The sequence below is a fragment of the Paenibacillus sp. GM1FR genome (assembly GCF_002803315.1).
GTDB lineage: Bacteria > Bacillota > Bacilli > Paenibacillales > Paenibacillaceae > Paenibacillus > Paenibacillus amylolyticus.
Map to the genome: position 1 here is coordinate 328,940 of NZ_MKZL01000011.1, position 15,014 is coordinate 343,953.

Annotated in this window: 11 protein-coding genes; 10 read left to right on the plus strand and 1 reads right to left on the minus strand. The window is 48.2% G+C overall.

Going from position 1 to position 15,014, the window contains the following annotated elements; genetic code table 11:
• Window positions 1-183: 183 nt before the first annotated feature.
• Entirely contained in the window at window positions 184-1,956 is a 1,773-nt protein-coding gene (locus tag PAEAM_RS07445) for an Rqc2 family fibronectin-binding protein (protein WP_100527114.1), read from the minus strand.
• A 356-nt stretch (window positions 1,957-2,312) separates the two neighbouring features.
• Between PAEAM_RS07445 and PAEAM_RS07450 the strand changes: the two genes are divergently transcribed.
• The 10 genes from PAEAM_RS07450 (at window position 2,313) to def (ending at window position 15,011) form a co-directional block, all read left to right on the plus strand.
• Window positions 2,313-5,171, plus strand: coding sequence for a calcium-translocating P-type ATPase, SERCA-type (locus tag PAEAM_RS07450; protein WP_100527115.1), 2,859 nt, complete (start codon window positions 2,313-2,315; stop codon window positions 5,169-5,171).
• A 182-nt stretch (window positions 5,172-5,353) separates the two neighbouring features.
• Complete coding sequence (gene dapF, locus PAEAM_RS07455) at window positions 5,354-6,187, plus strand: diaminopimelate epimerase (RefSeq protein ID WP_036614947.1); 834 nt, start codon at window positions 5,354-5,356, stop codon at window positions 6,185-6,187.
• Between the two features lie 215 nt (window positions 6,188-6,402).
• On the plus strand, window positions 6,403-8,292 hold the full coding sequence (locus PAEAM_RS07460; RefSeq protein ID WP_036674892.1) for a bifunctional homocysteine S-methyltransferase/methylenetetrahydrofolate reductase: 1,890 nt from the start codon (window positions 6,403-6,405) through the stop codon (window positions 8,290-8,292).
• Between the two features lie 19 nt (window positions 8,293-8,311).
• The gene (locus tag PAEAM_RS07465; RefSeq protein WP_076211386.1) at window positions 8,312-9,211 is read left to right on the plus strand and encodes a YicC/YloC family endoribonuclease; all 900 of its coding nucleotides are present in this window, start codon (window positions 8,312-8,314) and stop codon (window positions 9,209-9,211) included.
• 51 nt (window positions 9,212-9,262) lie between these two features.
• A complete protein-coding gene (gene remA, locus PAEAM_RS07470) occupies window positions 9,263-9,523 on the plus strand; it encodes an extracellular matrix/biofilm regulator RemA (protein ID WP_006209218.1) in 261 nt (86 codons plus the stop codon).
• Window positions 9,524-9,536: 13 nt separating this feature from the next.
• Window positions 9,537-10,109 (plus strand): guanylate kinase, encoded by a 573-nt coding sequence (gene gmk / locus PAEAM_RS07475; protein WP_017687445.1) that lies wholly within the window; start codon window positions 9,537-9,539, stop codon window positions 10,107-10,109.
• 157 nt (window positions 10,110-10,266) lie between these two features.
• Window positions 10,267-10,479, plus strand: coding sequence for a DNA-directed RNA polymerase subunit omega (gene rpoZ, locus PAEAM_RS07480; protein WP_036614619.1), 213 nt, complete (start codon window positions 10,267-10,269; stop codon window positions 10,477-10,479).
• 138 nt (window positions 10,480-10,617) lie between these two features.
• Window positions 10,618-11,853, plus strand: a complete 1,236-nt coding sequence (gene coaBC, locus PAEAM_RS07485) for a bifunctional phosphopantothenoylcysteine decarboxylase/phosphopantothenate--cysteine ligase CoaBC (protein WP_100527116.1) — start codon at window positions 10,618-10,620, stop codon at window positions 11,851-11,853.
• A 3-nt stretch (window positions 11,854-11,856) separates the two neighbouring features.
• Entirely contained in the window at window positions 11,857-14,406 is a 2,550-nt protein-coding gene (priA, locus tag PAEAM_RS07490; RefSeq protein WP_100527117.1) for a primosomal protein N', read from the plus strand.
• Between the two features lie 116 nt (window positions 14,407-14,522).
• On the plus strand, window positions 14,523-15,011 hold the full coding sequence (def, locus tag PAEAM_RS07495; RefSeq protein WP_017687449.1) for a peptide deformylase: 489 nt from the start codon (window positions 14,523-14,525) through the stop codon (window positions 15,009-15,011).
• Window positions 15,012-15,014: the final 3 nt, after the last annotated feature.

The following is a 15,014-nucleotide window of genomic DNA, read 5'->3' on the forward strand; positions in this document are numbered from 1 at the left end:
TTATATTTCTTAGAATTGAATTATTATACATATAAATGAATTAATATTCAATAAAATGATAAATAAGCTGAGCTTCACCTATCACTCAAACAACTAATGCAATAACAAAAATCCCCTGAACCGTTAATGGTCAGGGGATTTTTCTATTGTTACTGTTACATCGCACCTTATGAGCTAAGCATACTATCCATTTTTAATGGTGGATGGCAGACTCTTGATCAATTCATCATTTGGCGTGACAAACAACGTCTTCTGATGATCATAGATCACAAAACCAGGCTTCGCACCACTTGGTTTGCGCACATGACGGATAAACGTGTAATCCACAGGCACACTGCTGGACTCCTTGGCCTGGCTGAAATAGGCAGCAAGCTGTGCTGCTTCTTCCAATGTAGCTTCACCAAAGTCCGTACTGCGAATAACGACATGTGAACCTGGAATGTCTTTGGTATGCAACCAGGTGTCGTTGGAAGAAGCGAGACGGTTGGTCACGTACTCATTCTGCAGGTTGTTTTTGCCCACAAGAATATCAATTCCCTCCGAGGAGGTGAACTGGTGTACGGTTGGACGGTCACTTTTCTTCTTCTTTTTACCCTTTTTATTACGGTCACGAAGGTATCCTTGCTGTACAAGCTCGTCCCGTATTTCCTCAATATCGTTCATCGATGCAATGGAGAGCTGCTGTAACAGGTTATCGAGGTAGTCAATCTCGTCTTTGGTTTTTCCAAGCTGCTCATGAATAACAGCCAGACTGTTCTTATATTTGTTATAACGCTTGAAATAACGTTGTGCGTTGTCAGACGGTGTGAGCAACGGATCAAGCTGAATGGTAATGTTGGCTTGGTCTTCATCGTAGAAGTTCACAAGCTCCACGCTCTTGTCCCCTTTGTGGACCTGATGCAGGGAGGCAAACAGCAACTCACCCCATAGTCTGAACTTGTCCGCATCGTCTGCTTCCAGTAGATCCTTGTTCAGGTTGTCCAGCTTTTTGATGTTTTTGCTTCGCTCATTCTGCAGAAAACGGAGCAGATCACTTACTCTCTGTTTAACCGTGTCTCGTTCAGCCTTATCTCCGTAATAATCTTCCATGCACTTGCTCATCGTGTCATAGGTTTTCTCCAAATCCTGAATGCTCTGAAGATGAACGGCTGAGAAAATCATTTTGCCTTTGGCGTTCATTCCGGTTACAGGTGTGTAGATATGATCTCTGACAGGTCCCATCACGGCTTCAAAAGCGTTCCAGAGTGCACCAGCCTCAACTCGGCTTTCACCCTCAACCACAGCTGGAGTGCTCACGGTGCCTTCAGCAGCAATTCCACGAGCAGCAATCTCTCCCGCAATTAACGGGCTAAGACCGCTAAAGGAGTTCACAAGCCAGCGTGATGCATCTTCTTCAGCGGCATGATAGCTGTCCTCGAAAGCTGTACGACTCACTTCGAGCGGATTACTTTTATGTTGCTCGGGTGGGGCAGTATACGCGAATCCAGGCATGATTACCCGGTAGCTACTGATTGAAGGAGTCACATGATGAATGCCATCCAGAATCGTTCCAGTTACAGGATCAAGCAAAATAATATTACTGTGACGCCCCATCAATTCAATGATGATCCGTTTAACCGAAACATCCCCCAGTTCGTCGCGCTGGCGCACATTGATGTGGATAATACGCTCCATACCAATCTGACGGATCTCCTCAATGATTGCACCTTCACAGTGCTTACGGAGCAACATGCAGAACATGGGTGCTTCCGTAGGGTTAAGGAATGTCTTTTCCGTATAATGCACACGGGGATAGGTTGGGCTTGCCGAAACAAGCAATTTACTATTTCCGCGCTGAGCACGCAGGGTGAGAACTACGTCATGGCCATTCGGCTGATGGATCTTGCTGATACGTCCACCAATGCAGCCTTGCAGTTCATGAACAATGGCCCGTGTCACAATGCCGTCCAATGCCATTTTTTCCACTTCCTCTCTCTATCGAGCATCTGCATTTATCATGCCAAATGCTTCATCTATATAACTGAAACGTGCAACCAGGTATGTAAAAAAACAAGGACTGGCTACAGATTCTTCGTTGCTTGCCTGTTGAACGCTGGAATTGGTACTGCGCAGAACATCGCAGACTTTTATTTTAGCCTATTCTGTCCATCAGGGAAAGGATTCACCTTCCGGGTGCTAATCACAGACCTGTCCGAATACATATAGAGCAGGTAGTTTGTCCGGCATAGTGTACAGCCTGTCGACCAGCGCGCCGGTGAGTCATGTGAGCTTATTTTGCAGATGAAATACAGACTGGGAGGGAAACTTGAAGCATGGAACATACCAAGTGGCATCAACTTAGTGATGAAGAGCTTCGTAACACTCTTGGCGTCAGCCCGCAGGAAGGATTGACGGATGAAGCTGTAGCAGAGAAGAGGAAAGTGGTCGGTTCAAATGAGCTGAGCGAGGGAAAACGTATTTCTCCAATTACATTGCTCTTGAATCAGTTCAAGGATTTTATGGTGCTGGTGTTGATGGGAGCAACGTTGGTATCCGGATTGCTGGGTGAGTATCTGGATGCGGTAACGATTGTGGCTATTATCGTACTGAATGCGATTCTGGGGTTTGTACAGGAATTCCGGGCTGAACGATCTCTTCGTGCATTGAAACAGTTGTCTGCACCTCTTGCCAAAGTGCTTCGTTCAGGCCAGGAAGTACACCTTGCCGCCAAACAACTTGTCCCCGGGGATATTATTATGGTGGAGAGTGGGGACCGCATACCCGCTGATGTGCGTTGGCTGCAAACGAACAGTCTGGATGTCGAGGAGTCGGCACTTACCGGGGAATCGGTTCCTGTAAGCAAACACTGCCTTCCGATTGCGGACGAGGACGTTCCGCTGGGTGATCAGAAGAATATTGGTTTTATGGGTACCATGGTCACTCGTGGTACAGCCAAAGGTGTGGTTATCCGTACGGGGATGGAGACGGAGATGGGCAAAATCGCCGATCTGATCCAAAATACGGAGGAGCAAGAAACACCGTTACAGCACAGGCTGGAACAACTGGGCAAAATTCTGATTTTTGTCGCATTGGGATTAACTGTTATGGTTGTCGTCGCAGGGATACTGCACGGACAACCAGCGGTTGGCATGTTTCTGGCAGGGGTCAGCCTCGCGGTGGCTGCCATACCGGAGGGTCTGCCCGCTATTGTAACCATTGCACTTGCACTAGGCGTGCAGCGTATGATCAAACGTAAAGCCATTGTGCGCAAACTGCCTTCTGTCGAAACTCTGGGCTGTGCATCCGTAATCTGTTCGGATAAGACAGGCACGCTCACCCAGAACAAGATGACGGTAACGGATGTGTGGCTGGAAGGACGCAACATCAAGGTTACCGGGGATGGTTATGCACCTGAAGGGCAGATGTTGGAGAACGGTCGAATGGTGGAATTGAAGAGTGACCAGTCGCTACGCAGAATGCTCCAGATTAGCGCGCTTTGCAACAATGCCAGTATTGTGGAGAGTGTTGCAAGCGAGGTGGGGAGCAAGAAAAAGGGCAAGGATACCAAAAAGGAAAGCAAGAAAAACACGAAAAAGGATGGTTTCAAAGAAGAAACAGTTCAACGAGACAATGTATTCTGGGAGCTGAAAGGTGATCCAACGGAAGGGGCACTTGTCACACTGGCCTCCAAAATGGGGCTTACTCCGACCGGACTCAAAGAGTTGTATGCCCGCCAGCAGGAGTTCCCGTTTGATTCGGAGCGAAAACGCATGTCGGTCCTGGTTCATCACCAGGGAGGCCGGATGATTTATACCAAAGGTGCACCGGATGTGTTGATCGGACACTGCAGTTATATTTTGTGGGAAGGAAAGGTCGTACCTTTCACTGGAACGCTGCGGCAAAAAGTGATGGCAGCCAACGAGAGCATGGCCGGAGCGGCACTGCGTGTCCTTGGAATGGCCTACCGTGAAGTGCGGCCGGAAGAAAAAGTGGCTGACGAACACGCCGCCGAAAGTCAGCTTGTCTTCGTAGGACTTGCAGGTATGATTGATCCACCGCGTCGGGAAGTGCGAGATGCAATTGCCACATGCCGCAAAGCGGGCATTCGTACCGTCATGATCACAGGTGATCATGGAACAACGGCAGAAGCCATTGCGCATCAGTTGGGGATTCTTCCTCGTGGAGGTGCCTCCTTAAGTGGTCAGCAGCTGGCAGGCATGACAGACGATCAACTGGATAAACAGGTAGAGGGCATATATGTGTTCTCAAGAGTGTCTCCTGAACATAAGCTTCGCATCGTAAAATCGTTACAGCGCAAAGGGCATGTCGTCGCGATGACGGGTGATGGAGTCAATGATGCTCCGGCGATCAAAGCTGCAGATATCGGCATAGCGATGGGCATTACAGGAACGGATGTGACGAAGGAAGCTTCTGCGCTCATCCTGAGTGATGACAACTTCTCAACCATTGTGGCTGCGATTGAAGAAGGCCGTAATATTTATGAGAACATTCGCAAGTTTATCCGTTATTTGCTGGCATCAAACGTGGGCGAAATATTGACGATGTTCTTTGCGATGATGATGGGCTTGCCGCTGCCACTCGTACCTATTCAGATTCTGTGGGTTAACCTCGTAACAGATGGCTTGCCTGCAATGGCGCTGGGGGTAGATCAGCCTGAGAAAGATCTGATGGAACACAAACCCCGTGGCGCCAAGGAAAACATTTTTGCTCGCAGACTGGGGTGGAAAATCGTCAGCCGGGGTGTGTTGATTGGGTTATGCACACTCGGAGCGTTCTGGCTTACCCTTCAGGCTGCGCCGGATAATCCGGGTCAACTGATCAAGGCACAGTCTGTTGCTTTTGCTACACTCGTTTTGGCGCAGCTTATTCATGTCTTTGATTGCCGTAGTTCGCGGTCCATCTTCCACCGGAATCCTTTACAGAACAAATATCTGGTTCTTGCGGTGATTTCATCGGTTGTACTGATGCTGGTTGTCATGTACGTTGAACCATTGCAGCCGATCTTCAAAACCGTACCTCTGGGATTGCGTGAATGGGCGCTCTGTATCGTTGCTGCAGGCATTCCAACGTTCCTTATGGGCGCAGGCAGCGTCTGGGGTGGTCGTCGTAACCGCCGCCGTATGGGTGGTACTGGCCGCTTCGTACCGAAAAGTACAAAGTTTTCGGCATAAAATCAATACCTTTTCCTTACCTATTTCGTTATGCTATCCTCAAAATGATTCAAAGCGGCAGCTTTGGCATTTTGCAGGATAGCTTTTTTGTGTAAATGTTGAATATGAATTTCTATGGTAATCCTGTAGAAGAGCAAGAATATAGCTTTGGCAGCAGACTGCCAAAAGGAGTGGGCAAGATTATGGAATTTACGAAAATGCATGGACTTGGTAACGATTTTATCGTTGTATTTGGTGAAAAGGAGCTTCCGGCAGATGCGGCAGAATTGGCTGTGAAATGGTGCAACCGTTTCTTTGGCATCGGTGCGGACGGCCTGGTTTATATACTGCCTTCGGAGAAGGCAGACTTTCAGATGCGTATCATGAATTCGGACGGTTCGGAAGCAGAGCAGTGCGGTAATGCCATTCGCTGTGTATCCAAATATGTATACGATCATGGTCACGTGAACCAGGAGCAGATCACCATTGAAACGATTGGTGCAGGGGTACAACCTGTGAGTCTCAACATTCGTGATGGTAAAGTGGAAACTGTTCGTGTCGATATGGGCGAGCCGATCCTGAACGGTCTTCAAGTGCCTACAACGGTGGATGCCAACCCAGTGGTTGATCACTACATTGAAGCAAATGGACATGCGTTCAAATTCACTGCCGTATCCATGGGTAACCCGCATGCGGTTATCTATGTAGATGACGCTGTAAATTTTGACCTCACAACTTGGGGGCCCCTTCTTGAAGTTCATCCGATGTTTCCAAAAAAAATCAATGTGGAATTTGCCACAGTTCGTGACCGTGGATATGTGGACATGCGTGTATGGGAACGCGGAGCGGGTCCAACACTTGCTTGTGGAACCGGAGCTTGTGCGACACTGGTATCCTCTGTCCTGAATGGACATACAGATCGTACAGCAGTCATCAGCCTCAAGGGTGGGGATCTCCACATTGAGTGGAACGAAGCTGACAATCATGTGTACATGACTGGACCTGCTGAAGTTGTTTTTAAAGGAATCACTTCATAAAGAAGTGGAAGGTTTAACCAAAGAGGCCTGCGGGCCTCTTTTTTTGTCAAAAAGGACAGGTCGTGTCTCCTGTACAGAGACATATTGGGGGCTGTATGGCAAGAACGTCCATATGAGCTGGATACTCATCAAAAACCTGTGTTTTTCTTCGTTTTATAGCGTTTTTTGTGTTACATTAGTATGTAAATGATCACAGCTAGGCGGGGGGAAATGGGATGAAGGCGGATTTGCGGAAAGTTATGCAGGAACGGGTTCTCGTTGGAGATGGGGCCATGGGAACATTTCTGTACCAAATGGGGTTCCCGGTGGGGATTTCATATGAAGAATTAAACTTGATTTCACCTGAAGTAGTGGCGGATGTACATCGCAGTTATCGGGATGCAGGTACAGAAATATTTGAAACAAATACGTATTCTGCCAATTACGACAAGTTGTCCAAGTTCGGTCTGGAGTCCAAGGTGGAGGACGTGAACCGTGCCGGTGTACGCATTGCCAAAGAGGTAGCTGGAGATACCGGTTATGTGCTTGGTGCAGTTGGTTCCATTCGAGGTGGCAAGCGGACAAACGTGTCAACGAGTGAACTGAAACGCTTTTATCAACAACAGATCTCTGCACTGCTAGATGAAGGCGTGGATGGCATTTTGCTTGAGACCTTCTATGATATCGAGGAAATGGATATTGCTCTTTTGCAAGCGCGCAAGCTAAGTGATCTGCCCGTAATTGGACAGTTCGCGGTAGAGGATGTTGGACACACACTGGACGGATATACAATGCCTGAAGCCTTCCGGATTATGCGGGAGCAGGGCGCGGATGTCATTGGTTTTAACTGTCGCTCAGGTCCAAACGGGATTATGCGTGCCATGGAAACCGTCTCGGGACGAATTGGTATTCCAATGTCCGTCTACCCGAATGCTGGTGCAGCAGATTATGTAGATGGTGAGTTCCGTTATGGTGCGACTCCGGAGTACTTTGGTCAGACGGCAGTGCAATTTGCTGAACTGGGCGCTCGTATTATCGGTGGTTGCTGTGGTACGACACCTGATCATATCACCGCTATGAAAGAAGCGCTTGCTGACTATGTGCCTTCGCCTATTCTGGAGCCTGATCCGTCAGAATCCAAACCGCGTATTGTGTTGCATGAAAATGTGGATGAGCGTTCCGGACGTGGCGGACAGCCTACGATCGTTGACCTGGTCAAGCATCGTCACACCGTTATTGTTGAACTTGACCCGCCGCGGGACTTGGACATTGCCAAGTTCATGAAAGGTGCCGAGACATTAAAAGCAGCCGGAGCCGATGCCCTGACACTGGCCGATAATTCACTAGCGGTTACACGGATGAGCAACATGGCGCTGGGTCACCTCGTTCAGGATCGCACGGGCCTTCGTCCACTGGTGCATATTGCCTGCCGTGACCGGAATCTGATTGGAACGCAGTCCCACATGATGGGGTTTGATGCTTTGAGTATTAATCATGTACTGGCTGTAACAGGAGATCCTGCAAGGTTTGGTGATCTGCCTGGTTCAAGCTCGGTATACGATCTGACTTCTTTTGAAATCATACGCATGATCAAACAGTTGAACGATGGAGTGGCTTTCTCAGGTAAACCGCTGAAGCAAAAAGCTGGTTTTGTCATCGGAGCGGCATTTAATCCCAATGTGAAATATTTGGAAAAAGCTGTACAACGTCTGGAGAAGAAAATTGCCTCTGGCGCTGATTACATCATGACACAACCGATCTATGATCCTGAGTTGATTGTAGCAATGCACGAAGCGACCAAACATCTGGATGTGCCCATTTTTGTAGGTGTAATGCCGCTAGCGAGTGGACGGAATGCAGAGTATCTGCACAACGAGGTTCCCGGAATTCAGCTTTCGGATGAAGTGCGTTCCCGTATGGCCGGTCTGGAAGGCGAAGAAGGCCGTGCGATGGGAGTAAAAATTGCCAAAGAACTGCTGGACGTAGCAACAGCGCATTTCAAAGGCATCTATCTCATGACACCGTTTATGTTCTACGGCATGACGGCCGAACTGACTCAATACGTATGGGAGAAGTCGGAGCATCAATGTCCTACTTGTTTCAACCCTAATAATCAATTACAATAGTAAAACGGATGTGATGCCGATGTCATTCAGTATGACCGGATACGGTCAATCCGCCTTTCATTTTGGCGGCTATAAGGTACAATTAGAGATCAAATCTGTTAATCATCGTTATTGCGAAGTGATGATGCGTCTGCCAAGAGAGTGGACGTATTATGAAGACGGTTTGAGGAAGATCGTACAGAGTCGTTTGAAACGTGGGCGGATTGATGTTTATGTAATGAAAGAAAAAGAGGAAGACCAGGCTCTTCCCGCTGTTCTGAATGAACAGACGGTCAGGGCCTATCTGCAGGCTGCAGAGCAACTGGAGACCCAATATGGAATGCAGGGCAAACCAAGTATTGTGGATATGCTTGGTCTGCCGGACGTCATGGTTCATTCGGATGGGACAAGTTCCATTCCCGAAGAGCAGAAGGACGAATGGGAGCGAGTTCTGCAGGAAGGATTGAAAGAGGCTCTGTCCAGCCTTGAACAGATGCGCGCTCGCGAGGGTCTTCATCTGGCCAGTGATCTGGAACGGCGGATTACCCGTCTGGAGTCACTGCATACCGAAATGCTTGATCTTGCACCGACTGTGGTAAGTGATTATCGCAACAAGCTAAGACAAAGGCTTACGGAAATGCAGGAAGAAGGCTCTTTCCCTTTTGATGAGCATAAATTGGGTATGGAAATTGCAATGTTTGCCGATCGTTCTAACATAGAAGAGGAGCTTACGCGTCTACAGAGTCACTTTGGACAGAGCAGGGAACTGCTGAAGAGTGATGAGCCCGTAGGTCGTAAGTTGGACTTTCTAATTCAAGAGATGAATCGGGAAGTCAATACGATTGGATCAAAAGCCAACCATTTGGCTCTGGTGAATCGTGTTGTCGAGATGAAGGCGGAGCTGGAGAAGATTCGTGAGCAAGCGGCGAATATCGAATGAACGGCCACATTTCGGCAAAAGAGTCGCATGTATAGGGGGAAGAACCTGATTATGGCAATCAAACTCATTAACATTGGATTCGGTAACATCGTATCGGCGAACCGGATTATATCCATCGTGAGTCCGGAATCGGCGCCGATCAAGAGAATTATACAAGAGGCAAGAGATCGTCACATGCTGATTGATGCAACGTACGGAAGACGTACTCGTGCCGTAATTATTACGGATAGCGATCATGTCATTTTGTCTGCAGTTCAGCCTGAGACGGTCGCCCATCGTCTTTCTTCGAAAGATGATGATAACGACGAATAAAATGGAGTGTAATATGTCTAAGGGATTACTGGTAGTGTTGTCCGGCCCATCTGGGGTCGGGAAGGGTACTGTATGTAGCGCTTTGCGCAAACGGGTGCCGGAATTGATCTATTCCGTATCGGCAACAACCCGTCAGCCTCGTCTTGGTGAAGAACATGGTGTGAACTATTTCTTCAGAAGTCATGAAGAGTTCCAGAACATGATTGCTGAAGATCAATTGTTGGAACATGCGGAGTATGTTGGTAATTATTACGGAACACCGCGTGATTTTGTGGAGAAAACGATTAACGAAGGCCGCGACATCATTCTGGAGATTGAGGTTCAAGGCGCGTTAAAAGTGAAAGAGAAATTCCCGGAAGGCATCTTTGTTTTCCTGCTTCCTCCTTCATTGGACGAGCTGAAAGATCGCATTCAGGGCCGTGGTACCGAAAGCCAAGCGACCATTGATCACCGGATGTCCGTGGCGGTTGATGAGATCAGTCTGCTGGAGCAGTATGATTACGCTGTTGTTAATGATGAAATTGATTTGGCGTGCAAGAGAATAGAAAGCATCATAATCGCCGAACATTGTAAGATCAATAAATAATCTCTTTTGCCGCTGCAGAATGCGATATAAGTGGGGCAGTTGTCATATCATATACTGAAGCACTCCATCTCGGAATGCCCGGGTGTGAAGACATGCCACATCAGTTCTGTCAGGCGGCAACTTGTGATTATACTAATGCGAAGAGGTGTTTGTTAATATGCTGTATCCTTCTATTGATGAAATGATGAACAAAGTCGACAGCAAGTATTCCCTTGTTGTTGCTGCTTCCCGCCGGGCTAGACAGCTACGTGAAGGTGAAAAAACGGATTTAAGAGGTGCGAGATCCCATAAACAAGTTGGCGTTGCACTGGAAGAAATCTATGGAGACCTGCTCGTTGTCATCAAAGGACAGGACGAAGAAGAAGAGTAAGCCGCCTGCGGCTGCTCTTCAACTGCATACGGCGCAAGCCGGATTAATTGACAACCGCGAGGTTGTTATTTTTTTACGAATAAGCATATTTTAACGGAATCTTACTTAGACGTCGTATAAATATCGGGGGAAATAAACATGTTGAACGGTAAAAAAATCGTGCTTGGTGTGACTGGCGGCATAGCCGCTTACAAAGCGGCAACATTATGCAGCAGACTGGTGCAAAAGGGAGCGGATGTTCATGTGATCATGACAGCTTCCGCTACACAGTTTATTACCGAATTGACGCTGCAGACGTTGACCCGAAACACCGTATATACCGATACATTTGATGAGCGTGAACCAGCAGTCGTATCTCATATTCATCTGGCTGATCTGGCTGATCTTGTTCTGGTTGCTCCGGCAACAGCCAATGTAATTGCCAAGATGGCGCATGGCATGGCAGATGATATGCTCTCAACAACTCTTCTTGCCACGACAGCCCCTGTCATGATTGCTCCAGCGATGAATGTACATATGTATGATCATCCAGCTGTAAAGCATAATATGAATCTGCTTGTTGAACGGGGCGCCATGATGATTGAACCGGGTGAAGGTCTGCTTGCGTGTGGATATGTGGGCAAGGGACGTCTGGAAGAACCGGAGAGCATTGTGGATGTGGTGGAACGTTTCTTCGAACAGCGCGAGTCTGCAGACCGTGCCCAGCAAGGACAAGCTTCACTGTTACAAGGCAAGAAGGTTGTTGTTACGGCTGGAGGTACGATTGAGCGCATTGACCCAGTACGATATATTACGAACGATTCATCTGGCAAAATGGGATTTGCCATAGCCGCAGCTGCGCGTGATCTGGGGGCAGATGTGAAATTGGTTATGGGCAGTACCCAATCCAAGCCACCGGAGAACGTGGAGTTGATCCCTGTACAGTCTGCACAGGATATGTATGAAGCGGTAACACGCGAGTGGGACGATGCTGATATCGTGGTTAAGGCGGCGGCAGTTGCCGATTATCGTCCAAAGGAAGTTTATACCGAGAAGATCAAGAAGAAAGGCGACACGCTGTCGCTCGAACTTATTAAAAATATAGATATTCTTGAAACACTGGGCAAACAGAAAACCCATCAGTTTTTGATTGGTTTTGCTGCGGAGACTCAGTCAGTTGAGATGTATGCACGTGAGAAATTGGAACGGAAAAACTGTGATCTGATCGTAGCCAATGATGTAACCCGCACGGGTGCAGGATTTGGAACAGACACCAACGCGGTACATATCTATGACCGGGAAGGTTTGGTGGAGGAGCTTCCAGTGATGGCCAAGGACGATGTGGCTCATCGGTTGCTCCAGATTGCGGCGGAGCGCATTGCCGGGAGGAATTAGGATATGGAGATTGCCAAGGTCATAGTCGATGTTCCCGTGAAGGAAACAGATCGGCCGTTTGATTACCTGGTACCTGAATCGATGAGAGAATGGATCGAGATTGGCAGCCGGGTGGGTGTACCTTTTGGTCATCGGACGGTACAGGGATTCGTGATTGATCTTGTGCCGCGTACCGGAGAGGAAACATTCAAGCTGAAGCAGATTCAGGAGTTGCTGGACATTGTTCCCCCGTTGTCAAAGGATTTGGTTGAGTTGGCCGAATGGATGAGTGGACGTTATGCCAGTAACCGGATTTTGTCATTGCAGGTCATGGTGCCGACGGCATTGAAAGGGAAAGCTGAGCGATACATCTCGCTGGGAGATGCACTTGATGGACAGATGGCGGGTGCACAACCGGATGATGAGGTGTTATTTGTTTGGGGAGAAGAGTCTACGACTGAGAAAGTACAGCAGGATATCATCCGTTTTGTCAAAAGTCGGGGTCAGGTACCGCTACAACAACTGAGTCGAAAATATCCCAATCATGCTGCACTAATTAAGAAATTATTGCTTGGTGGCGTGCTGCTGGAAAGTCAGGCCATCAAGGACAAGTTAAATAAAAAAACGATGAAGTCCGTTGATCTGGCTGTAGATATTGCTGCTGCTCAGGAAGCACTTGCTTCATTCCCGGCGAAAGCACAGCGGCAGAAGGAGATTCTGGCTTTTTTGCTGGAAATGAAAGAACTGCTGCCCATGCCGATGAAAGAAGTGTTATCTACACTACAGGTATCGGCCGCAACGATTAAAGGGCTTGAGGAAAAGGGATTGATTGTCACCGAGGACGTTGAGGTCTTCCGTGACCCTTATCAGGGCAGGACGTTCAAAGCGACTGAACCGCTGGTTCTGACCGATGAGCAAAAACTTGTCTACGACAATATCAATGGCCGATTGCAGGAACAACGCCATGGGGTGTTTTTGTTACATGGTGTTACGGGAAGTGGCAAGACGGAAGTCTATCTTCAAACCATTCAACAATGCATCGAACAGGATCGGCAGGCTATCGTACTGGTGCCCGAGATTGCGCTCACACCACAGATGGTAGAACGTTTTAAAGGGCGATTTGGAGACCAAGTTGCTGTTATGCACAGTCGTCTGTCTGGCGGTGAACGTTATGATGAATGGCGCAAGATTCGTGAGGGTCAGGTGAAGGTTGCAATTGGGGCGCGTTCAGCTGTATTTGCTCCATTCAGTCGGCTTGGGTTGATTATTATGGATGAAGAACACGAGACTTCCTACAAACAGGAGGAAACTCCGAAATATCATGCTCGTGATGTAGCGGTAAAAAGAGCACAGCAGCATCAGGCGGTGGTTGTTCTGGGTTCAGCGACACCTTCGCTGGAAAGTTATTACGCTGCACGCTCGCAGAGTAATGATGATTTTGCACCACTCTTACTGGAGATGCCAACGCGAGCACTAGGTAACAAGCTGCCTGAAGTGCGGATCGTTGATATGCGTGAAGAGTTGAAGGATGGCAACCGCTCCATGTTCAGCAGGGCTTTGCATAAAGGGCTGGAGGAACGCTTGGAACGTGGTGAACAGACGGTGCTTCTGCTGAATCGCCGTGGATATTCGACCTTTGTTATGTGCCGAAGTTGTGGATATGTGGCAGGTTGTCCTGAATGTGATATTTCATTGACGTATCATCAGCGCTCGAATAATCTCCGTTGTCATTACTGCGGGTACGCGGAAGCGGCTCCGGAAGTGTGTCCGGACTGTGGAAGTGAGCATATTCGATACTTTGGTACAGGTACACAGCGAGTCGAGGAAGAGCTTGCCAAGCTCTTCCCGGGTATTCGGGTCATTCGGATGGATGTGGATACAACAACGGAAAAAGGGGCTCACGAGAAGCTACTGAAACAGTTTCGTGAGAAAAAGGCGGATGTATTGCTGGGCACCCAGATGGTTGCGAAGGGTCTTGATTTCCCGGATGTAACCCTGGTTGGCGTGATAACAGCGGACTCAGCGTTGAATTTACCTGATTTCCGTGCTGCGGAAAAAACGTTTCAGTTGCTAACACAGGTAGCTGGCCGAGCGGGTCGGCACCAATTGCCTGGTGAGGTGTTTGTTCAGTCCTATACGCCGGAACACTACTCCATTGGCCATGCGAGTCAGCATGACTATGTGTCGTTTGTACGTGAGGAATTGCTGCACCGTCGCAATTTGCAATATCCGCCATACTGTCGCCTGATTCTGGTGACCTTTTCGCATGAGCAACTTCCGGTATTGATTCGTCTTGCCGAGAACTATACGCGAATACTGAAAGAGAAGGCTAATGCGGCTGGATGGCTCGGCAGTCTGGATCGATTCAGCAATGATGCCTTTGATGTACTGGGGCCGGTAGCGTCTCCGATTCCTCGGATCAAGAATAGATACAGATTCCAATGTATGATAAAATGGCGGGGGGATGTAGACGCCATAGGACTCGCTCTGGCTACGGCCCGGCGCATGGACGAAGATGTTCAGGCGCAAAAATTGCTTATTAGTCTGGATGTAGACCCGCAAATGTTAATGTAAGCATTTTGCAGCAATGCGGATGTAAACAAGCGGTATAAACATAGATTAAAATGAATACCCCAAAAATACAGATATCGTCCTGAAATTATGATGAGGATTAGGAAGGTGCTTACAACATGTCGATTCGCATTATCGTGCAAGAACCAGATGAGGTGCTCCACAAGAGAGCCAAAGAAGTAACCAAAATTACACCAAATGTACAAAAATTGCTGGATGATATGGCTGATACCATGTACGATGCGGAAGGTGTTGGTCTTGCTGCGCCACAGGTCGGTATTTTGAAACGTCTGATTGTTATCGACGCAGGTGATGAGCAAGGGCTGATCAAGATGATTAACCCGGAGATCATTGCAAGTGAGGGAGAACAATTTGGACCTGAAGGTTGTCTGAGTATCCCTGGAATTAATGGTGATGTTCGCCGTTTCGAGACCGTTACAGTTAAAGGTCTGGATCGTGAAGGTAAAGAGCTGATTATTACGGGTAGTGGCTTGCTGTCCCGTGCATTCCAGCATGAGATTGATCATCTGGATGGCGTACTCTTTACGGATGTCGCCGAGAAAGTGTACGAAATTGCAGCCGATCAAACGGGACCGCGTCGTAATTAAGGA

Bases quoted from the DNA above. Each gene is read 5' to 3' on its own strand.
- PAEAM_RS07460 (WP_036674892.1), top strand. From the start codon at position 6,403: ATGAAGGCGGATTTGCGGAAAGTTATGCAGGAACGGGTTCTCGTTGGA.
- dapF (WP_036614947.1), top strand. From the start codon at position 5,354: ATGGAATTTACGAAAATGCATGGACTTGGTAACGATTTTATCGTTGTA.
- PAEAM_RS07445 (WP_100527114.1), bottom strand. From the start codon at position 1,956: ATGGCATTGGACGGCATTGTGACACGGGCCATTGTTCATGAACTGCAA.
- rpoZ (WP_036614619.1), top strand. From the start codon at position 10,267: ATGCTGTATCCTTCTATTGATGAAATGATGAACAAAGTCGACAGCAAG.
- gmk (WP_017687445.1), top strand. From the start codon at position 9,537: ATGTCTAAGGGATTACTGGTAGTGTTGTCCGGCCCATCTGGGGTCGGG.
- PAEAM_RS07465 (WP_076211386.1), top strand. From the start codon at position 8,312: ATGTCATTCAGTATGACCGGATACGGTCAATCCGCCTTTCATTTTGGC.
- remA (WP_006209218.1), top strand. From the start codon at position 9,263: ATGGCAATCAAACTCATTAACATTGGATTCGGTAACATCGTATCGGCG.
- def (WP_017687449.1), top strand. From the start codon at position 14,523: ATGTCGATTCGCATTATCGTGCAAGAACCAGATGAGGTGCTCCACAAG.
- priA (WP_100527117.1), top strand. From the start codon at position 11,857: ATGGAGATTGCCAAGGTCATAGTCGATGTTCCCGTGAAGGAAACAGAT.
- coaBC (WP_100527116.1), top strand. From the start codon at position 10,618: ATGTTGAACGGTAAAAAAATCGTGCTTGGTGTGACTGGCGGCATAGCC.
- PAEAM_RS07450 (WP_100527115.1), top strand. From the start codon at position 2,313: ATGGAACATACCAAGTGGCATCAACTTAGTGATGAAGAGCTTCGTAAC.